17 protein-coding genes and 1 pseudogene are annotated in these 21,834 nt (G+C 34.5%); 3 read left to right on the plus strand and 15 right to left on the minus strand.

All coding sequences use genetic code 11. From position 1 onward, the window contains the following. Positions 1-152 precede the first annotated feature (152 nt). From ACU68U_RS08390 to ACU68U_RS08440, 11 genes are all read right to left on the minus strand, one after another. On the minus strand, positions 153-1,679 hold the full coding sequence (locus ACU68U_RS08390; RefSeq protein WP_446763126.1) for a cell wall-binding repeat-containing protein: 1,527 nt from the start codon (positions 1,677-1,679) through the stop codon (positions 153-155). Positions 1,680-2,174: 495 nt separating this feature from the next. Next, positions 2,175-4,205: a cell wall-binding repeat-containing protein gene (locus tag ACU68U_RS08395; RefSeq protein ID WP_446763127.1), complete on the minus strand. Its 2,031-nt coding sequence runs from the start codon at positions 4,203-4,205 to the stop codon at positions 2,175-2,177. A 52-nt stretch (positions 4,206-4,257) separates the two neighbouring features. After that, on the minus strand, positions 4,258-6,093 hold the full coding sequence (locus ACU68U_RS08400; protein WP_446763128.1) for an ABC transporter ATP-binding protein: 1,836 nt from the start codon (positions 6,091-6,093) through the stop codon (positions 4,258-4,260). Continuing rightward, entirely contained in the window at positions 6,077-7,879 is a 1,803-nt protein-coding gene (locus ACU68U_RS08405; protein WP_446763129.1) for an ABC transporter ATP-binding protein, read from the minus strand. The genes ACU68U_RS08400 and ACU68U_RS08405 overlap by 17 nt, the downstream gene beginning before the upstream one ends. A 79-nt stretch (positions 7,880-7,958) precedes the next feature. Then, on the minus strand, positions 7,959-8,624 hold the full coding sequence (locus tag ACU68U_RS08410; protein WP_446763130.1) for a sensor histidine kinase: 666 nt from the start codon (positions 8,622-8,624) through the stop codon (positions 7,959-7,961). Between the two features lie 7 nt (positions 8,625-8,631). Beyond that, the gene (locus ACU68U_RS08415; protein ID WP_446763131.1) at positions 8,632-9,327 is read right to left on the minus strand and encodes a LytR/AlgR family response regulator transcription factor; all 696 of its coding nucleotides are present in this window, start codon (positions 9,325-9,327) and stop codon (positions 8,632-8,634) included. 82 nt (positions 9,328-9,409) lie between these two features. Then, a complete protein-coding gene (galU, locus tag ACU68U_RS08420) occupies positions 9,410-10,273 on the minus strand; it encodes a UTP--glucose-1-phosphate uridylyltransferase GalU (protein ID WP_446763132.1) in 864 nt (287 codons plus the stop codon). 767 nt (positions 10,274-11,040) lie between these two features. Beyond that, positions 11,041-13,626, minus strand: coding sequence for an ATP-dependent chaperone ClpB (gene clpB / locus ACU68U_RS08425; protein ID WP_446763133.1), 2,586 nt, complete (start codon positions 13,624-13,626; stop codon positions 11,041-11,043). A gap of 18 nt (positions 13,627-13,644) precedes the next feature. After that, a complete protein-coding gene (locus tag ACU68U_RS08430) occupies positions 13,645-14,589 on the minus strand; it encodes a DnaJ domain-containing protein (protein ID WP_446763134.1) in 945 nt (314 codons plus the stop codon). Between the two features lie 160 nt (positions 14,590-14,749). Next, positions 14,750-15,412 (minus strand): nitroreductase family protein, encoded by a 663-nt coding sequence (locus ACU68U_RS08435; RefSeq protein ID WP_446763135.1) that lies wholly within the window; start codon positions 15,410-15,412, stop codon positions 14,750-14,752. A gap of 154 nt (positions 15,413-15,566) precedes the next feature. After that, a complete protein-coding gene (locus tag ACU68U_RS08440) occupies positions 15,567-16,106 on the minus strand; it encodes a sigma-70 family RNA polymerase sigma factor (protein WP_446763136.1) in 540 nt (179 codons plus the stop codon). A 238-nt stretch (positions 16,107-16,344) separates the two neighbouring features. Here ACU68U_RS08440 and ACU68U_RS08445 point away from each other — a divergent pair, with 238 nt between their 5' ends. After that, positions 16,345-16,800 carry a hypothetical protein gene (locus ACU68U_RS08445; protein ID WP_446763137.1) on the plus strand — a complete coding sequence of 152 codons (456 nt, stop codon included), beginning with the start codon at positions 16,345-16,347 and terminating at the stop codon, positions 16,798-16,800. A 110-nt stretch (positions 16,801-16,910) separates the two neighbouring features. On the opposite strand, the pseudogene ACU68U_RS08450 reads toward ACU68U_RS08445, so the two are convergent. Together ACU68U_RS08450 and ACU68U_RS08455 are read right to left on the minus strand one after the other, a co-directional pair. Then, positions 16,911-17,018 (minus strand): annotated as a pseudogene (locus ACU68U_RS08450) (LPXTG cell wall anchor domain-containing protein); the annotation flags it as partial. 35 nt (positions 17,019-17,053) lie between these two features. Next, a complete protein-coding gene (locus ACU68U_RS08455) occupies positions 17,054-18,517 on the minus strand; it encodes a DUF5633 domain-containing protein (protein WP_446763138.1) in 1,464 nt (487 codons plus the stop codon). An 841-nt stretch (positions 18,518-19,358) separates the two neighbouring features. Here ACU68U_RS08455 and ACU68U_RS08460 point away from each other — a divergent pair. Then, complete coding sequence (locus ACU68U_RS08460) at positions 19,359-19,910, plus strand: hypothetical protein (protein ID WP_446763139.1); 552 nt, start codon at positions 19,359-19,361, stop codon at positions 19,908-19,910. A 60-nt stretch (positions 19,911-19,970) separates the two neighbouring features. Next, complete coding sequence (locus ACU68U_RS08465) at positions 19,971-20,183, plus strand: hypothetical protein (protein WP_316511013.1); 213 nt, start codon at positions 19,971-19,973, stop codon at positions 20,181-20,183. Positions 20,184-20,233: 50 nt separating this feature from the next. Here ACU68U_RS08465 and ACU68U_RS08470 read toward each other — a convergent pair whose 3' ends face one another. Further along, positions 20,234-20,731, minus strand: coding sequence for a M50 family metallopeptidase (locus ACU68U_RS08470; protein WP_446763140.1), 498 nt, complete (start codon positions 20,729-20,731; stop codon positions 20,234-20,236). A gap of 35 nt (positions 20,732-20,766) precedes the next feature. Further along, the gene (locus ACU68U_RS08475) at positions 20,767-21,237 is read right to left on the minus strand and encodes a site-2 protease family protein (protein WP_446763141.1); all 471 of its coding nucleotides are present in this window, start codon (positions 21,235-21,237) and stop codon (positions 20,767-20,769) included. Positions 21,238-21,834: the final 597 nt, after the last annotated feature.

The following is a 21,834-nucleotide window of genomic DNA, read 5'->3' on the forward strand; positions in this document are numbered from 1 at the left end:
GGTAGTTGACAGTTTTTGTGGCGGATGTTTCAACCCTAAAAGAGGCTCGTCATACTACTTCTTCATTATACAAAAATAGTGCAAGATAGGAATTACTTCCTTTCTTACACTATTTATGGTACTAAAAGAGAGGCCCAAAGCCTCCCTAAATTTTATTTATGGAATCCTGCTGGATCATTTGATTCATCTGCAAACCAAATATCAGCATATCCACCGTTAATCGAAATTCCCATCACACTAATCGTATTCCAGTCATCTTCTCCAACGATAACTGCGTTGTGACCTTGGGAATTCTTCCAAATATTAAGCGCTCTTGCTGCTGCATCATCTGTTGTGAAATCACTCATCGCAGAAATTTCGTATCCGTCAACTTTGAAGTTTGTCAATTCTTTTGGTTTATTCCACATACCTTCTTGGTATTTGTGATCTGGTGTATACATTACTGGTTTCCATTTTCCGTGATTTGACCAGCTGTGAAGATTTGCTGGTATTCCTCTTTTGTCCTTCCAATTTTCGTTATAGTATAAGTTTTGGTCATTGTTGTGAGTTCTTGCAACAAATGTCAATGACTTAGAAACTTTTAATGGCTTCAATCCTTTTGATTTACGATAGTCGTTGATTTTTTTAGCTAATTCTTCTTCTCTTAATGAAAGAGGTGTGTTGATATTGAAGTTAGAAAGATTAGTGTCTTTTACTCTTTTTCCTTCAGTATTTGGTTTTTGTTCTGGTTTCTTTTCTGGTTTCTTTTCTGGTTTATATTCGCCAGTTAATTTTTCGTATTGAATTTTTGAAACTGATTTTTCTCCACCAATTATAGTTACTTGCTTAATTCCATTTTTGTCTATAAATGATTTTATGCTGTCAATTGCAGAATCGTCAGATAATAAAATTCCTGAATTCATTTTAACTGCAAGTGGTGCTGCTGACAAAGCGTCAGGATAATCTCTTCCATCAGCGATAACGGCTTTTTCAGTTGTACCGATTTGTTTCATTACTTCTATTGAAGTATCATTTCTATTCTTGCCGGAAATTCTTGCTACATTTTCCAATCCTTTAATGCTTACAGAATTTTTGCCGCCAATTATAGTGCTGATGTTTTTTGCTTCAACGCCTTTTGGCAAGGTTTTTCCGTTAGTTAATACAAGAGTTTTGTTTTTTGAAATAGCGTAAGGAGCTGCGGACAACGCATCAGCGAACTTTTCACCATTAGCCAATACGATATTGTTCTTAGCATTTAATGCTTCAGCTACTTTTGTTGATGTTTCGTATCTGTCATTTCCTGAAATTCTAGTGATTTTTTTACCTTGAAGTTTTAGTGTTTTTTCTACACTTTCAGATACAGATCCTTTACCACCGATAATGATGACTTCTTTTGCTCCAAGTCTGTCGATTTCTTTTTGCAAATCAGAAGATGCTCCTGCTTTTTCTGTCAATAAAATTGGTGCTTGATTAGCAAAGTTTCCAGCAGTCAATGCATCAGCAAATTTTTCGCCGCTAACTACGACAACCTTGTCACTCTTTGAAAAAGCGTGCTTGCTAATTTCGATTGATGTGTCGTATCTATTATTACCTTTAATTCTTTGAACATCCACACCTTTAGCTGCAAATGACACTTGTGGAACAATGTTTGCTAGTATTACTCCTGCTAACATTAATCCTAAAATCTTTTTGTTTTTCATAATTTTTCTCCTTCTCATTATTAATACTAGGTTTCCTTATGTATGGATACCGTTTTTGTATTTGCAATTATATTATACATCATAAATGTATTAAAGTAAAAATCTTTTTATGACGTTATTTCCTATTAAAACAGTCCACAATTTTTTTATAACAAACTATTACAATTTTGTGTTTAATTTTTCCAATTTTGAGATTCAGAAATCAATAATCTCAGCGAACGCAATTTTCATGCATGAAGTTTTCAATTTTATCGTTCCTCACTTAAAAGATTTTCAAATATAGCAAACATTTATGCTAAGAATATCATACGGATGAAATTGCTTTGGTTTCAAATCGAAAAAATCCGTCAAAAATTTGACCGCGTAAGCGAAGCGTGCTTCAAATTTTAGGATTTTAAGATTTAGAAATCATCAATTTCAGTAGTCTAGATATTCGTGCATGAAGTTTGCTATTACTAAAAATAAAAAATGGTCCCTATAAAAGAGACCATTCATCTATCTTACTACTACTGCCATTTGTCTTGACAAATAATTTTCCGATACTTCACTGTATGATTTTGTGATTTCGTTTGAGTACCAAGGGTCTGCCAAGTAGAATCTGTTTGTTTTTGGATCGTATCCATTGATACAAATTCCGTGGTTATTTGCGAAAAATCTCTTTCCGTAAACATTAGTTGACCATTTTGGTTTTTCCCATCTTAATGTTCCGTAGTACATAATTGTGTTACCATTTTGAAGTTCCGCTATTATATCTCTCATATTTGAACCAGAAATATTTTCTGCTTTTCCATTTGCAAATCTGTTCGCAAACTTAGTCATTGGTTCTGGATTCATATATGTCGCCATAACTCTTGTGTGGTAATAAGCATCCCAAACGTAAGGATTTCTTGAAAAACCTGTGTTGTTATTGTTAGTGTTCATAGGAAGTTGATTCAAAAATTCGTTGTAAGTGTAATCTAACGCATAACCTTTTGCTTGTAATGCGTGATACATTGCAGTTGGTTCGCAACCAATTGGTGCCGCTTTTTGTTTAATTCCACGTTGTGATTTTGGATTCATTTGCTTCATTATATTTGGAACTGTAATGTGTGAAATTCCAAAATCTTGTGGATTGTAATATTTGAATCCTTCCGGTCTAATCCAGCCGTTAATTCCATTGAATGATAAGTTAACCCATTTATCTTCAACCTTAACAACCTTCAAAATCTTGTTAACTGCAACATCGATTACTTTTTTCGCTGTGTCTTTCATTTCTGTTAACAAAGTGATAGCTTTGTTATTAACAACGTAATCTTTTAATCTGAATACATTTCTATCAGTTTTATAAACTTTGATTAATTCTTTCTTTAATAATGCGTTCTTAATATTTGTGAAGCAATCATCAGAGATAGATTTTTCGCCGCCAAATACATAAGATTTTTCTTCTACATTCAAACCTTTCAAGTAGTTTTCATGAGTTTGAGTTTTGTTAGAAGAATTCGCTTCTTTTTCCAATTGAATGTTGTCTTTTGGAACTAAAACAATTGGCGCGTCGATTTTTTGGCTAACAGGAGCTGCTGCTAATGCATCTGCATACACCTCTCCTGTTGTAAATATAGCTTTTTTGACGTTTGGATAAGCGATTTTGGATACTTCAACGCTTGTTTTGTATCTGTCATGACCTGCAATCCTTGTGGATTTCAAATTAAGAATGCTGTCGATTTCTGCTTTTACAGAATCGCTAATGCTGTTAGTTCCACCTACGATATAACTTTTTAAAATCTTTGTCTTATCGATTGATGATAAATACTCTTTGATTGATGTAGGTAGTGTGTTTTTTTGTACTAGAAGAATTGGAGATTTTGTTTTGTTTGCAAGTCCAACCGAACTCAAACTATCTGCATAATTTTCTCCACTAGCAAACACCAATGTGTCCGCATCTTTCTTGTTCTTTGCTAATTTTACGTTGACAACGTATCTGTCATGTCCGTCGATCCTTTCAACTTCAATTCCCATTTTTTTCAAAAATTCTTCAACATCTTTGCTGATTGTCTTTTCGCCACCAATGATGTGAACTTTTTTGATGTTTCTGTTTTTAAGTTGTTCTCTAGTCTTTTCGTTTAGCTTTGAACCTTCAGTGTACAAAATCGGCATCTTGCCGTCAGTGATGTTGCCAGAGCTTATCGCATCTGCGAACACTTCGCTTGATGTAAGTACAACTTCTTCTGCCTTGTCGAAAAACTCATCGTGAATCTTATTTGCAGATTCAAATCTGTCATGTCCTTCGACTCTTTCAGCTACGTTTTTGTCCGTAAGAACTTCCTTGTGTTCTTCCTTTTTTGGTTGCTCATTTGGTTGTTCTTCGTCCTTTTTTTCTGCTTGGTCAGCTTTTTCTGTAGAATTTTCTTGTTTTGAACTATTTTCGGGATTTAATTGTTCGTCATTTATTTCAACTTTTGGTGAAATAATTTCTTCTTCGGCATAACTAATTCCTGTTGTCATTGAAAACGCTAGTAGAAAAGCTATCAATAACTTCTTTTTATTCATACCTTCCTCCTTAACAAAAATTATACCACATATTTAGAAGGAACTTTCATTTTTAAACATAAAACTCCGCTTGTGCATCCCACAATTTTTTGTACATTCCGTTCTTGCTTATTAAGCTGTCGTGATCTCCAGTTTCAGCAATTTTTCCCTTGTCGAACACGATAATTTTGTCGGAGAATTTGCAACTAGATAACCTATGAGATATAAAAATCGCAGTTCTATCTTTGATTATTTCGCCCAATTTCTCGTAAATTTCAGCTTCACTTATAGGGTCAAGGCTCGCAGTCGGTTCATCCAATATCAAGAACGGACTGTCTTGGTACAACGCTCTTGCAATGGCGATTTTTTGTTCTTGACCTTTGGAAACGCTGATTCCATTTTCGTCGATATCTTTGTACAGATAAGTTTGGATTCCCTTATCCCATTTTTGAACATCATCGTACATCCCAACATCTTTAAGTGATTGAACTACTTTTTCTTCGTCGTAATCCATTCCAGAAGCGACATTTTGTTCCAATGGATATGCGAACAAATTAAAATCTTGGAATACAACCGAGAATATTTTCAAATACTCATCGTATCTGTATTTTTTGATGTTAATTCCATTCAACAAGATTTCCCCTTCAGTAACATCGTAAAATCTAATCAACAACTTCACAAAAGTAGTCTTGCCACAACCGTTTTGCCCTACAATCGCCAATTTTTTCCCAAGGTCGAATTTCAAATTGATATTTTTCAATATCCAATTGTCAGTTCCAGGATATTTGAAGCTGACATTTTTAAATTCGACTTCGTATTTTTTGTCGGATCTTTTTTCTGTAGTCAAACTTCCATTGTAAAACTCCGATTTTTTGTGCAAATAATCAATCGTAAGTTCTGCGTACGGAGTGTTACCTTTGTACAATGCAACTCCTTCCAAGAATTTCGACAAGTTGCTCGTAAAATTTATCAAACTTCCCAAATATTGGCTAAGCATTCCGATTGAAATAGCTCCGAGCAATGATTTGGATACTACGACAAGATAAATCAACAAAACTTGTAATTTCGAGAAAAATTCGCTGAGTATTTTATATTTGACACCTTCTGTGGACATAATTCTGTCGAAAACTCCACCAGGGTTAAAAATCCCACATTCATTGAGCATATTGGCCGCGATATTATATTGACTATACATTCTAGTGTCAAGCACTCTGTCTTGTTCTCTCATTCTCCATGAATAAAATGTAAATACTCTATTTCCAAATTTTCCTTCTTCATTTATCTTATTCCAAATTTCAAACTGTTTTGCGTTAAATTTCTGTGAAATCCACGATAAAAATACAACCATTGCAACCAACAAAACATTTGTCCAAGCACTATTCAGAAACGAAAATCTCTCCGGAGCATTCCAGCTTGTAACGAAAAATTGATACGACAACACCAAACTACCTATCATCGCCAAAAAAGACTCCAATATCATATCGTAGATATACATCACTCTTAAAATTCCAAATTCACCTATGTTTACATTTTGTTCTATATTAGATTTTTCTCCAATAATATCAGTGTCTTGGGATTGTTTGTAATCCAACTCATTGTATTTTTTGGATAAAATATGAAAAAATATCTCGTATTTCTTGTCCTTGTATGTGTTTTGGATTTTGTTGGTCAAAGCGAGAATAACTTGAATGAAAAACACTGACAACAACGCAATTACTGCCCATTTACCTACAAATTGCACAGGCATCTTGTTGACGATTCCGTCTATCATTCTAGCAGATGCGTAAATGCTAATTAAAGGGAAAATAGCTGAGAATAAACAGTTAAGAGTGTAGCTGAGAATAAGCTTTTTGTAATTTTTCCACAAAACACTCCAAGTATCTTTGAATAGTTTAAGATTCTTTTGCATTGTAGTCCTCCCTATAATATTTCGCTTGAGTGTCGAACAAATACTTGTACGTTCCACCTATTTGCATCAATTCCTCGTGAGTTCCTCGCTCTTCAATCCCCTTATTTCCAATCAACAAAATGTAATCACAAAATCTCGTCGAAGCCATTCTATGAGAAATAAAAATCGATGTGTGGTTTTTCGTTAGTTCATTGTATTTGTTGTACAAATCTTTTTCTGCTAATGGGTCAAGCGCTGCTGTCGGCTCGTCCAATATCAAAAACTTAGAATTCTTGTACAAAGCTCTTGCAAGAAGTAGCTTTTGTGTTTCCCCACCTGATAAAACCGGTGAATCTTGGTAGATATATTTTTCAATCGTGTTGAATACTCCATCCGGAAATTCCTTAACTTTGTCGTAAAGTCCTGCCAACTTCAACACTTCTTCCACGCCTTCCACATCATCTGTGGACTTTGATTGTGTGACATTCATGTAAATTGTTTCAGGCAATATCGAATAATCTTGGAACACTGCAGAGAAAATCTCGTAATATTTTCTTCTGTTGAGTTCTCTCAAATCAATTCCATTGACAAGCACACGACCTTCTGTTGGATCCAAAAATCCTATCAAAAGTTTAATCAACGTAGTTTTACCAGAGCCGTTAAGTCCAACTACTGCGACCTTTTCTTGTGGATTGACTTGGAAGTTCACATTCTTCAATACAAATTCGTCGCTACCCGGATATTTATATCCCACATTTTCGAATTTTATCGTAATATCCTCGTCGGGATTTAATTCGATTCCTCCGTCTTTTTTGAACTTTTCTTCCAAATCCACAAACTCTCTTACAGTTGCGATGTCCTTTGCTTCCATAAAAAGCACACTAAGAAAATTGAACAATCTTTGAACATCGTATCCGAATTTTGTTTGTGCAGAAAAAGCCAACAAGAACATACTGGCATCGATCTTGCCATTTACTGCAAAATTTATCAAATAATAATATGTAATGGAATTTCTCAAAAGGTTGAACACGCAATCCAAGAAATCTGCCATCAACATTTTATTTCCCATTTTATTCAAGAAATCATCGTACAAGACAAAAACGCTGTCGTAAATATCTTCCAGCCAATTTACCAGCCCAAACATTCTAATATCTTTTGCGTGTTTGTGACTACTAACCGAATTAATATAGTTGAATTCCTTTTCAAACTTAGCTTGAGTTTTCCTGTTATCATACTTCCATTGTTTAAGTTTTTTTGAATACAGAAAACTAATCAAACTGGCGATAATAGACACCAAAATTATGAAAATAGGAAGCCTTGCAAGTAAAATCAAATACACACTTGTGCTGATTAGTAAATACAAAATGTCTTTCATCGTAATCCAGATGTGTTCTGTAGCTTGATCATTTCCTTCTAAATTTACGTTCGCTTTTTCGGACATATCCAACACATTTTTGTCCAAAATCATCTCGTAATCCATCGACAAGAATTTTTCAATACATTGATTCATTAGAAGAATTCTTATGTAGATTTTCTTTGGCAAGATCCTCAAATCCAACGACTCTTTTGTCGCTGAACAGACGAAAATCAAGACCGCAAACACGACAACTGTAAGCATAATCGTTCTGAAATCTTGTGAGCTTTCAACCATTTTGATAATTTGTGGAGTAAAGTACAACTGTAAAATATCAATCCCAGCAGTTGTGATAGCCATAATTATCAGCATGAAAATCAAACTTTTTTGGTTGTTCCACGCAAGATTGAACATAAATTTAATATTATCATTTGTAGAATATTTTTTCTTCATAATTACCTCCCAATAATATATTAACCGAAATATCCTCGTATTTACGTTTTAGGGATAAGCACATCAAAAACAGGGATGACTATATCAAAATCTCCGTCGTAAAAGCATTGTCCTCTGAATTTCTGTTGATGTAACCGTCGTATTTGTCAACAATTTCGTCAATACTGATAAGCCCCAGTCCTCTGTTCTCGCCCTTTGTCGATTTGAAAATTCTGCCAAACTTCTCCTGTTTTTTGCTACTTGTCTTGTTAGTAAATGAAATGTATAATTTATTGCCCTTCATATCCATATAAATCCTGATGAACCTGTCCTCTGCTGGCAAATTTCTCACCGATTCAATCGCATTGTCGAACAAATTCCCGATAATCGTCGCCAAATCTATATCTTTTATATCCAAAATATTCGAAATCTTGCAGTCGGCGATGCATTTTATGTTTTCATTAGTCGCCATAGTTATTTTGGAATTCAAAATAGCATCCGCCATCCTATTTCCCGTCCTAATCACAGGTGCTATTGAATGCAAATTCTCATCCAAATTATCCAAGTAGTTCTTGATAGATTCCATATCATTTTCAGCAACAAAAGAGCGCAAAGTTTGCAAGTGATTTCTGTAATTGTGGCGAAATTTTCTGATATCGCGGTACATATTCTCCACTTCTTGATAATGCGTGTTCAACAGTTGTTGTTGATATTCAAAAATATCTTTTTTCGAAAATAAAATCCTAATTTTACTTAAAAATTTCATATCTCACCTAATAAAACTCAATAATTTTTCTGTTAAGCTCGTTGAACTTCGCATTTGACAACAAAAATTTACTATCATCTTCCAACAAAACATAATCCTTCTTAGTTTCTGCGATTTTTTCAATATTAATAATTTCAGAACGACTCACCTTGAAAAATCTGTCATCCAGCATATCCAATAGTTGTGTCAACGTCATCCTAACTCTGTAACTTTTATTTTGTGCGAAAATATCCACGTAATTTTTGTCCGAAATGCAACTGAAGATATCCTTCAATAAAATCTTCGTATTAACCCCGTCGTTCTTTACTATAATGAACTTATCCTTGTTGTTCATTTGATTAGTCGCCTTGTCCAAAAGCTCGAAAAGTTTCTCTTTTTTTATAGGCTTAATCAAAAAATTCAAAGCATTGACATCATATCCGTATCCGATATATTCTGGATAACCGCTGATGAAAATAATCTGAATATCGGAATTTTTCTCACGAATTTTCTTGGATAATTCCACGCCATTAATTTTTTTCATCTCAACATCCAACAATAAAATATCTATATAATCATTGTCATCGTAATTGAACATAAAATTTTCCCCAGATGAAAAAAGCTTAGTCTTCAAATCGATTTTGTTGATATCCGCCCATTCTTCGCAGTATTTCTTATACAAATTTCTCATATTTTCTTCGTCATCTACGATTGCAATATTCATAACACACCTCTGTCTTATTTTATCACAATAAATTGTTTTCCAATAAAAAAAGCTACTGACACCTTGTGCCAATAGCTAATAATTATTTTTCCCTTAAAAACTTTAACAATTCGTCCTTTATTTTGTCATCATGAAGTGCGAAATCAACCGTAGCCTTCACAAAACCAAGCTTGTTACCCACATCATATCTCTTGCCAATAAAATCATACGCAATCATCTTGCGTTTTTCGGCTAACTTGTTCAAAGCATCAGTCAATTGAATTTCGTTATTCTTGCCAGGTTTTGTTTCGTGAAGAATCGGAAAAATATCTGGCGTTACAATGTATCTTCCAAGAATCGCCAAGTTAGTTGTAGCCTCATCGCGGCTTGGTTTTTCAACCAACGACTCAACCTCAGTAATTCTATCCGAAGTCTTCACACCATTCACAATCCCGTACTTATCAACATCATCCCACGAAACTTCTTGCACACCCAAAACCGGCGTCTCTTCCTTTTCGTAAATATCAGCCATTTGTTTGATACAAGGAAGCTCATCAGAAGTATTGTAAATAATATCATCACCCAACAAAATTGCAAAAGGCTCATCACCAACAAAACTTTCCGCGTATTTTATCGCATCGCCAAGCCCGTTTTTCTTCTTCTGTCTAATAGTGTAAATGTTCGCCATCTTCGAAAGCTCGTGAATTTCTCGTGATATCTCCGAAGACTTCTTGTTCAATTCGTATTCCAATTCGAAATTCACATCAAAATAATCCTCGATAGATCCCTTATCCTTGCTTATAATAATCAAAATATCCGTAATTCCAGAATCCACAACCTCCTTTACAATATGATGCAAAGTTGGTTTGTCGTAGATTGGAAGCATCTCCTTCGGAACAGATTTCGATGCAGGAAGCATCCTCGTACCAAAACCCGCCGCAGGAATAACCGCTTTTCTTACCTTCATTGTCACTCCTCGTGTTATAATTTTACGCCATAAATCATTTGTCTCTAATAATATTGTAACAAGAAATGTTGATTTTTGCTATAAGGTGGGTGTAGATGGGTCGCAAGATTGAGATTTCGTAAATGCTTACAAAAAGTGGAAAACCGATTTGCACGAATATCTGACTTACGAAAATAAAAAAATCCTCAAGCTCGTGACCCTAAAATCTCAAGTGCGCCTCCGGCTGGCACGAGTGAGATTTTTTAACGGGTCACTTCGCTTGGATTTTTAGTTATTTTCTCCAGATGATATTCTTAGCAAAATCGGTAATCCACTTTTTACGCGACACAGAATTTATTAAATCTCCTTCTCCCATCTTAAAGCTTGCCTATTTTTTTGCAGCACTCATAATAAAAGCTCGTAACTAAGCGAGTCATCTGGAGAAAATTATGCCAAATTCTGCCTCTCCCTCGTTTTAAGTCTTGCTATTTTTTTATTTATTTTTTAGAATTAATCATTTTATCCTTGTAGATATACAAAAGCAGATTACTGCATTTGCTAAGAATATCATTCGTAGGAAATTTACATGATTTCAAATCGAAAAAATCCGCCAGAAATTTGACCGCTTGAGTGCGTAGCACGAGCTTCAAATTTCAGGATTTTGAGATTTAGAAATCACAAATTTCCGAAGACAGATATTCGTGCAAATCAGTTTTCTGATTTTACCTTTAATCAAACCTCTTTTGGCAACAAAAAATAGGCAACCCCCGTTGCCTATTTCCTAAAATCTATTTCTTTTTAATTCCCAATTCACCATCTACATTTGTGATAACGACAGTGTCTTTGTCAGTCACAGTTCCTTTTATCAATTCACGTCCGAGTTTTGTTTCGACGTTGGATTCGATAAATCTCTTAACTGGTCTTGCACCGTACAATACATCGTATGCTTTGTCGATAATCAAATCTTCTGCAGATTCGTCAATTTCGATGGTGATTTGTCTGTCTTCCAATTGTTTTTGTAACAATGAAACTTGTTTTTCGATAATCTTGTAGATGTCTTGTTTAGTCAAAGGTTTGAACATTACGATATCGTCAATTCTGTTCAAAAATTCTGGTTTGAATCTGGATTTCAATTCGTCCATTACAGAATTTCTGCTTTCGTCAGAAATATTTCCGTTGTCGTCGATTCCTTCAATCAAATCCATCGAGCCAATGTTACTTGTCATGATGATGATTGTGTTTTTGAAATCGACAGTTCTACCTTTGTTGTCAGTCAAACGTCCGTCATCCAAAACTTGCAACAAAATGTTGAATACATCTGGATGCGCTTTTTCGATTTCGTCAAACAATATTACTGAGTATGGTTTTCTTCTGACAGCTTCAGTTAGTTGACCACCTTCATCGTAACCAACATATCCTGGAGGAGCTCCCACAAGTCTACTTACTGCGTGTTTTTCCATATATTCTGACATATCAATACGAATCAAATTCTTTTCATCATCAAACATATTTTCAGTCAAAGCTTTTGCAAGTTCTGTCTTACCAACACCAGTTGGTCCAAGGAATATAAACGAACCAATTGGTCTGTTGAGCGATTTCAAACCGCTTCTAGCCCTGATGATTGCATCAGTCACAGCAGTCACTGCTTCATCTTGTCCCACAACACGTTTGTGCAACAACTTGTCCATATTCAAAATCTTGTCACGTTCTGTTTCCACCAATTTTGTCACAGGAATTGAAGTCCATTTGCTTACAACTTCTGCAATTTCATCTTCAGTCACGCTTTCTTTGATTATAGAATTGTCATCTTCGTCCATTTTCTTGTTCAATTCTTCGAGTTTGTTTTCAAGTTCGACTAATTTTCCGTATTTTAACTCAGACAATTTTTCAAAATCGTATTTTCGTTGTGCTTCTTCCATTTCGTGTTTAACGGCTTCGATTTCAGATTTTGTGTCCTTGATTTCGTCTACCTTGGATTTTTGTTGAGTCCATTCCATATACATCGCATCAAACTCGTTTTTAGTATCTTGCAATTCTTTTTCCAAATTTTCGAGTCTGATTTTGCTCATCTCATCGTCTTCTTTGTTCAAAGCAGCACGTTCGATTTCAAGTTGCAATATTTTTCTTTTAGTTTCGTCGATGCTTTCAGGCATAGAATCAATCTCAGTTCTAACCATCGCACTTGCTTCGTCCATCAAATCAATAGCCTTGTCTGGCAAAAATCTGTCCGTAATATATCTGTCAGACAAAGTTGCCGCAGCGATTACAGCATTGTCAGTGATTTTAATTCCGTGATAAATCTCGTATTTGTCCTTGATACCACGTAATATCGAAATCGTGTCTTCAACTGAAGGCTCTTCAACCAAAACTTTTTGAAATCTTCTTTCCAATGCGCCATCTGTTTCGATGTATTTTCTGTATTCATCCAAAGTTGTAGCGCCGATTGTTCTTATTTCACCACGTGCTAACATTGGCTTCAACAAGTTTGCAGCATCCATTGCGCCTTCTGATTTTCCAGCTCCGACCAAAGTGTGAATTTCGTCGATAAACATAATGATTTTGCCATCAGATTCTGCCACTTCTTTTAGAACAGCCTTCAATCTTTCTTCAAATTCTCCTCTAAATTTCGCACCGGCAATCAAACTTCCCATGTCCAACGCAAAAATAGATTTGTTTCTCAAAGTTTCTGGAACATCGTCGTTGACAATTCTAAGCGCCAAACCTTCCACAATCGCAGTCTTACCAACACCAGGTTGACCAATCAACACTGGATTGTTCTTAGTTCTACGACTCAAAATCCTAACGCTGTGTCTGATTTCATCGTCACGACCAATAACCGGGTCAAGCTTTCCTTCCTTCGCCAAATCAGTCAAGTTACGACCGTATTTTGTCAACACATCAGTCGTATCTTCTGGATTGTCAGAATCTACCTTTTGATTTCCTCTCAAATCCTTCAAATTAGATGAGAAGTTTTGCTTGTTGACATTAAAATCCTTCAACAAAACTGCGCTAACAGTGTTCTTTTCTCCCAAAATACTCATAAAAATGTGTTCTACTGACACGAAACTGTCGCCCATGGACTTTGCTTCGTCCTCTGCTTTCAACAAAATTCTTTGAAAAGCAGTGCTTGGATACACACTCGATTGACTGTCGTTTTTAGGAAGAGAATCTATTTTTTGATTAAAAGCGCTCACGATTTTTTTGTAATCTGCGCCCAATTTTTGGATAGTCTTTGCAACTATTGAATCTGAGTCAGACAACAACGCATAACTTAGATGAACATCCGTAACTTCTGGATTGCCCAACTTTATCGCAGTATTTTGCGCATCTTGAATTGCTTGAACAGATTTTTGTGTGAATTTATTTAAATCCATAATTCTTACCTCCTAACATTATTCAGAAATATCGTATAATTTTTTGTATAATTCTTCTTGTTCTTCGTTCAATTTTGTAGGATTTACGATAGAAATTTCAAGGTACAAATCACCCTTGACGCCTTTCATATCCACAAATCCCTTATCTTTAATCCTAATTCTTTGATTAGCCTTGATGTTTTTCGGAATCTTAACCTTGATTCTTTCGCCACTAATCGTTTCAACATTGATAGATTTACCAAAATAAGCTTCCCATGGTTTAAGTTCAACCTTCTTGATGATATTGTGATCTTCAAGCTTGTTGTACACATCAACCAAGTTAATCTTCACATAAATGTCCCCGTCAACTCCGAATTTTTCGCCCTTGACCTTGATTTTCTTACCAGGCAAAATTCCTTTTGGAACTTTCAAATTCAAGTTGACGCTTTTATCTCCAATCATAAGTCCCAATCTTTTTTCTAAACCGTTGTAGATATCTGATAATGAAACTGAAATGTCCGTGTCGTATCTTTGCCTTGGTTGTGATTTTCTTCCACCGCCTTTGAATCCGCCGAAAATGTCGGAAAATCCACCGCCGCTACTTTGTCCACCTGAGAAAAACGCGTTGAAAAAGTCCGAGAATCCTCCGCCACTGCCACCAGTTGTATAAGTGTACGAACCAGAATTCTTGCCGAAGCCGCCAAATCCTCCGAAGTTTCCAAAATCGTACGCATTCGGATCGAAGTTTTGTCCTCCTTGGAAATTATAATTGGAGCCAAACATATCGTACTTTTTACGTTTTTCTTCGTTGCCTAAAACCTCGTAAGCCTCGTTGATTTCCTTGAATTTTTCCTGTGATTTCTCATCGCCTTTATTTAAATCAGGGTGATATTTCTTGGCGAGTTTTCTGTATGCTTTTTTAATTTCTTGGGAGCTCGCCTTTTTATCCACCCCCAAAACTTTGTAATAATCTTTATATTCCATAAAAAACCTCCCGTAATTTGTTTTTGACTTTCTTTGACCTTGATATTATTATACACCCTTACGAGCGCATAATCAATAGTATTTGCAATCTTTGCAATTTCTTTGACTTTTAGTTTTATTTTTGACTTTTGATTATTTTTTTGATTTTCATGATAAATCTTTATATCCAAATAGAATGATCCTTACCCGATCCAACCTCGAAATGATATTTCACTATTCCCAAATCGACCTTTGCTGACGGAGCAAATTTCGCCTTCGCCTTCACCTTATCATCGACCAAAGTCAACATAAATTTTTGTTGATTAATCGCAGTCGGGGCATTCAAAGCACAATCCACACCATCCTTGAACCATTGTGGAGAATCTTCATTCACATTTGACACTTGTTTTGGAAGTTTGCTTTTGCGATTGTAACCCCAGTTTGCTGGAATTCCGAACGCAATCACAATCACCAAATTTTCGTTTGGCTCTATGTATTTTCTAATATTCTTCTTATTATATGTAAGAGCAACCCAGCACGAACCCAAACCCAAATTCATCAGTTCCATCACAAGCTTCTCGCCGTAATATCCGCAAGTCTCGCTCAAATCATTGCCTACACCCTTCATAATCAGAAAATTATTCACATTCTCAAACTTTCCGTACTTTGCAAGCTTTGAATTAAAACCTTCCTTGTCATCAAACACAGCCCTTATATTCAAACTCGACTCACGATTAACCTCATCAACCTTCTGTTCAATAATTTTCTTCACAGAATTATCAATCTCTTCATCTATGTATTTTCTAACAGAATGCCTCTTGTGCATCAACTCTAAAATATCCACCTTGTCCCCCTCATTAAAATATATACTTATTATAATATACCACAAATCACGAAAATTCACGCACCACAACGCATACAATTAAATATTTCCACGCAAACAAAAATGGAACCGCACCGATTCCATCTATATTAACCCACCACTCCACACCCAAAGCTCAATACATCTTGCGCAAATTCTCCAAAGCCTTGCTTCTCGTATTGTAGAATGTCGACTGTTTCATATTCAATTCTTTGCAAATCTCCCTCGCACTTTTTTCTCTAAGGAAATTCTCGTAAATAATCTTCTGTTGCTTATCGGGAAGCTTACGCACCTTCTCATAAAGCTTTTTAATCTCCAACCTATCCTCAAAATCCTGTTCGATATTTTCATCAGATTCAATCAAATTCATCACCTCATCACCATCCTCATTCGTAAAATTCAACGACTGAACACTTCTTCTAGGATTCTTCTTCAAATAGAAAAACCTCAACCTCTGCTTCAAATAATAATTGAACGGAACATTCTTCGAACCATCATACTCCATAATCGCATACATAATCTCAGTCTTGCCATCATCAACAAGCTCTTCGAAAATATCCGTCCTATCGTAATAATTTTTGATACTACTAATAATCAAAGGCTCAAAAGCCTTATAAATTCTCTCATCATCCAAAATTTTGTTGTTCACAATATAATCTATCTCTTTGTAATTCATGATTTTCATCTCCTTTTTCTCAATTTTACAATCGACCAGAAGATTTTATAAATTAAGAATGAAACGAAAAACCACACCAAAACAGATAGTAATAGCGTGAACTATTCGATTATTTTGTAAAAAATCATCATCATTCTTCACAAAACAAACCAATTCATTGTAAATTCAAATTGAAAACACTTGAACAGGAACGTATGTTCTGTTATAATAAAATTATCATAAAATAAAAGGAGAACCAATGAAACAATTAGAAGCAATCATTCCGATATACGTAGACAATATCGGCAATGCAGTCCAACTTTATTTTAATGATTTCACCACTACCAATTATTGTTCATTGGATTGCTGCATCAAAAAAATCGCCCGCAACCAATTACTAGACATCACAGAGGCCAAGAAATTAATCAAAAAATCCTTGAACATAACCAAAAACCCTCCTATTTGTTTTAAAAACGGAACGTACTGCATGATCAAAGTAAGAAAACCAATATCCAAAAACGATGGAAGTTATGGACTGTTCAACATCGAATCCATCGAAGAAATAAAAACAGGACACATAATACTTGCGAATAATCAAAAAATCACAACACTGGAATCCAAGAAAAGCATCGAAGACAAAATCCAAAAAGCGAAACTCGCCAGACTTTTGATAGATGATTATACGACAAACTTGGACATACTCACAAGAAAATAAGCATAAATAAAAAAACTGATACATTTTTTGTATCAGTTTCATTGCAATCAAAAATGGGACTTATAACAAGTCCCATTTTTTATATTAATCTATTTTTTATCTAAGATTAATTATTTACGTTTTTTGATAGAAACGTAAGCACCTGCTGCTGTTGATAAAGCTGCTGCTGCTAATGTTAAGATTTCAGCTTCGCTACCAGCTTTTGGTAATCCAGCCTTTTCTTTCTTCTTATTTGGAGAATCAGTGTTTTCTTTTACAGGTTTTTTGTTTTCATCAGGTTTTTTGTCTTCACCAGGTTTTTGTCTTCACCAGGTTTTTCACCTTCGCCAGGTTTTTCACCTTCGCCAGGTTTTTCACCTTCACCAGGTTTTTCACCTTCACCAGGTTTTTCACCTTCGCCAGGTTTTTCTGGGTTTGAAGGAACATCTGGTGTTGATGGATTTGATGGTACATCTGGAGTTGATGGAACATCTGGTGTTGATGGGTTTGATGGTACATCAGGTGTTGATGGTTCTGATGGTTCTACTGGTTTTTCAGGATTTTCAGCTTCTACTGGTGATAATACATAGTAGTATCTTCCATCTGCGCCTTGTCTAATACTGTATGATTTATTAATTGGATCATTTTCTAAAGCTTTCTTAGCTGCTGCTTCAGCTTCTTCGTATGATGCATATCCGTCTTGTACTTCTGGTTTTTCTTCGTCTTCTTTGTCTTCAATCTTTAATACATAGTAGTATCTGTTATTCGCACCTTTTACTACTTCGTATGCATTGTTTATTTCATCATTTTCTAAAGCTTTCTTAGCTGCTTTTTCTGCTTCTTCATATGTTGCATAACCATCTTGTACTTCTGGTTTTTCTTCTGGTTTTTCTTCGTCTTCTTTGTCTTCAATCTTTAATACATAGTAGTATCTGTTATTCGCACCTTTTACTACTTCGTATGCATTGTTTACTTTATCTTTTTTCAAAGCTTCTTTAGCTGCTTCTTCTGCTTCTTTATATGTTTTATATCCGTCTTGTACTTCTGGTTTTTCTTCTTCAGTGTCGTCTTCTGGTTTATCAGTATCTATAAACAAAGAGTAAATATATCTTCCCTTAAGATTTTGAGTTATTTTGAATGAATTATTAATTTTATCATTCTTTAAAGCTTCTTCAGCTGCTGCTTTTGCTGCTGCTTCAGTTTTATATCCGTTTTCATTGTTTTCTTCTGGTTCTTCTGGTGTTTCTGGTGTTTCTGGTGTTTCTTGTTTATCAGTATCTATAAACAAAGAATAAATATATCTTCCCTTAAGATTTTGAGTTATTTTGAATGAATTATTAATTTTATCATTCTTTAAAGCTTCTTCAGCTGCTGCTTTTGCTGCTGCTTCAGTTTTATATCCGTTTTCATTGTTTTCTTCTGGATCTGTTTCCAGATCTTTTTCTGGATCTTTTTCTGGGTCTGTATCACCAGTTTCAGATTTTTCAGTTTCTTCAAATGGATGTTCTGCTGGATTAAACCAATTATCTGAAACATCTTTTTCTTCTTCAAATTCATTGTTTTCTGTTTCAAATCTTGGATTTGCTTGATCATCAAAGTCTGGATATTCAAACATTGGATTTCCTGAATCGTCTACCTTTTCTGGAATTCCTTCATCAGCTGCGTAAGTGTTAACTCCGCCACCAACTACAATTGCACCTGCAAGTGCAGCCATTAATAATTTTTTATTAATTTTCATAATATCATGACAATGGAAACTTCCCTAATAGGGTGGAATTTGTCTCCTCCTTTTAAATTTTTTGCATTCAATGCTATTTAAATCAAATTCGTTTCCAAGCAATTATATTGCCATTCCTTAGTTATTGTTTACCCAAAAAGGGTGGTCAACAATCGAATTTCACCAATTTATTAAATCAGTGTTCTTGCTTCGTCCACTGTCCTAAAATTTCCCAAGGACAATGTCCACAAGCGTTAGGTTCGGTAAATTCAACGCCTACCTTTTATTTTAGCTACTATTTCTAGTAGTTATAATCATGTGTCTTGTTGTGATTTCGTGAAAACATTATTATATTTGTTAAATATAACAGTGTTAAGTTTTGTTGCATTATTGAACAAAAACTTATCACCACATTCTTAAATTGAATATTCGTTAATAATTATCCAATCTTTTGCTATTCATAAAGTTTCCTTTATCACACTACTATATTAGTTTAAGCTCATTATACTACATAAGTTCAAATATTACAATAAGTTTACAAAAATCTTTTTGTGTATATATTTTGCAGAATAGTTATGCAATTTGTTATTCAATATTTTTTATTTCGAAGTCAATATGTTGTATGTTTCTTGTGTTTTTAATCACTTATTGTGTTATGTCGCAATATTATTGCAATATTATGTTTTTTTATTATTTTACGATGTTTTGAATTTGAATTTTCGAGTGTGAACGACCAGTTTTTCTTTGGTTTATGAGCTAATTCTGCGATTTTTTATTTTCAATTTAATTATACCACGTAACAATGGTTACGGACTATTGTAACTCTTATCAGTATAATATAATCAAAAAATGGAGGGATAGTATGTCAAGATTTTTAGGAAAAATTCATTATATAATGTTCGATAAGATAAATTACGTTGATGAGATTACACGCAAGATGAGTGAGTTGTTGGATGAAAATGTCGATTTGAAAAATATTGAACGTGGAGCGTTGGAGGATTTGATTGACACGGACAATATTCACGGATGGTTGCAGGTGAGAGTTGGAATCGTCGAGGATAATTTGGCGAGGGTTTTGAGTGAGCTTAAAAAAGAAGAAAAGCTTGAAGATGCTCTTAAAATCGCTTATGATTTTGGTGCGAAGGAGGATTTCTCGGGCGATGCTTCTGATGCGTTCCAATTTATGTCCGATAAATTCTTGGACGGTATGCCTTGTGATATGGCGAATTTGCCGGTGGAATCAAATGATGGAGAGTTCCGTTGGATTAAGAGAATTGATGTGCACGAACAGTATTACATTTATGGAGAATCTTCTGAAGTTTACGATGAATTCCGAGGTGCGTGGATGAATGGTTTGTTGAGTAATTGTGATTTGAAATACGTGATCGAAAATGGCGTTAATATTATAAGATAGATTTGTGCGTTTTTGGGGTATAATTATATGTAAGATAACAACAAGTGTAGGAGGTAGGTTATGTATATTAGAGAAGAAGTACTTAAAAACGCAAATAATAAGGAAAAAGTGTCAGAGATTTTGGAAAATTATTTCAAAACAGATGCAAATTACGAAAACGAACACGATCGTGACGAACTTCGCCGTCGTGGTTTTGAAGAGTTAAAGTTAATCGGAGAAATCCAAGTTTATCAATTGTTGATGAACTCAGATGACGATAGAGCCAAATTATAATAATCAATCCCTTGTCGTGTGGCAAGGGATTTTTGGTGTGTTTAATAGTATCAGATTTTCGTTGTTTTTTTCATTCCTTTTATTGCATTTAGGCATTGTAGTCCGTCAGATTGTTTTGCTCTAGTACCTTCGTATTCTTTTGGTAATAAGCTAAAAAAAGCCTTCCAGAGATTAACATAAAATGTAATAAATACTATATTTCGGTAAAAACTACCTACATCAGCGGAATGGTTGATATCATAGATAAAAGGAATCATACATACAAACAAAATGATGTTAACAAGCGGTCCCGCCAAAAACACGATCAAATTTTTCTTGTAATACCAATCTTCATAATCATCATCTAAGTAGCATGCTCCATCGGCGGGAATTAAATGTATTTTAAACCTTTTGGTTTTCAATATTTGTTTGCCTCTTCCGATTTCAATTCTCCATTTCTTTGATTGATAAGCTAAGCGATAAGCAATAGCATGTCCCATCTCATGTAAGAGTTGAGAAATTTGATAAACAAAATAAGATATTACGACTATCATTAGTGTATTAAACATTTTAACCTCGATTATGTAAATTATACAATTATAAATTAGTTCTTAATTATTTCAATTATTCTTCTACCGTCGCTAGGAACATCTCTTTTATAATAAATTGGTAACAAAGTCCAGAAAAGTTGTGCCATATTAAATCGCAACAAAAACTTTATTGATTCTTGAAAAAGATATGAATATCCAGCTATCATTTTCCCTTCACTTATTAGTAATGGAATTGTAACAATCAGTACTATTAAATTAAATAATGGTCCACCTAATGGAATCATTATTTTTTGTAATTTGCTCTTGCTATTATAATATTCCCAATCTAACTGTGGGAGTATTTTCCCAACAACAATTATAGGTCTTATAATAAGTCTTTTAGTTTCAAATAAAACCTTACCAAGTCCCATATCTATTTTCCAATCTTTACATTTAAAGAAAATAATACACATTAAAATATGTCCCATTTCATGACAAAAAACAAGTACAATTATTATCAAGTATTTGATGATAACTTCCAGCAATATTGTATCCTCCTGAATATTTATGATTACGATTTCATTCTAACTCCCTACACTATTTTTTGTCAAGTATTTTGTTAAAATATACTCATTTTTGGAGTAGATGATGAGTTGTGTATCCCTTGTCAGTGAAACAATCAGATTACTGCTGTTAAAATTACAATTAGTACTCTAATAAGCTTTTAACTAAGCGAGTCATCTGGAGAAAATTGCGTCAAATTCAATCGAAGAAATTCGTTAAAAAATCTCATTGTTTGAGTGCGTAGCACGAGTTTGAGATTTTAGAATTTCGAGATTAGAATTTGCCAATTTACGTAAGCCAGACGATGCGTGTTACGACTTTTATTCCGTATGTTTGTATAGCGATTTATTTTCGTAAGTCAGATATTCGTGCAAATCAGTTTTCTGATTTTTTGATCCGAAACAGTCTTGGCTGTGTGCTAATTTCCAAATAAAAAATGGGATCACAAGACTGATATGTACCCTCTTTACTGGACAAACCAGTAAGGAGGGTATTTTTATGAAATATAGTTATGAATTTAAAAAAGAATGCGTACAGTTGTACAGAGAAGGAAGATGGGCGGATACACCTGAAGGAGT

It is taken from the genome of Finegoldia sp. P3-F-LR (genome assembly GCF_052932165.1).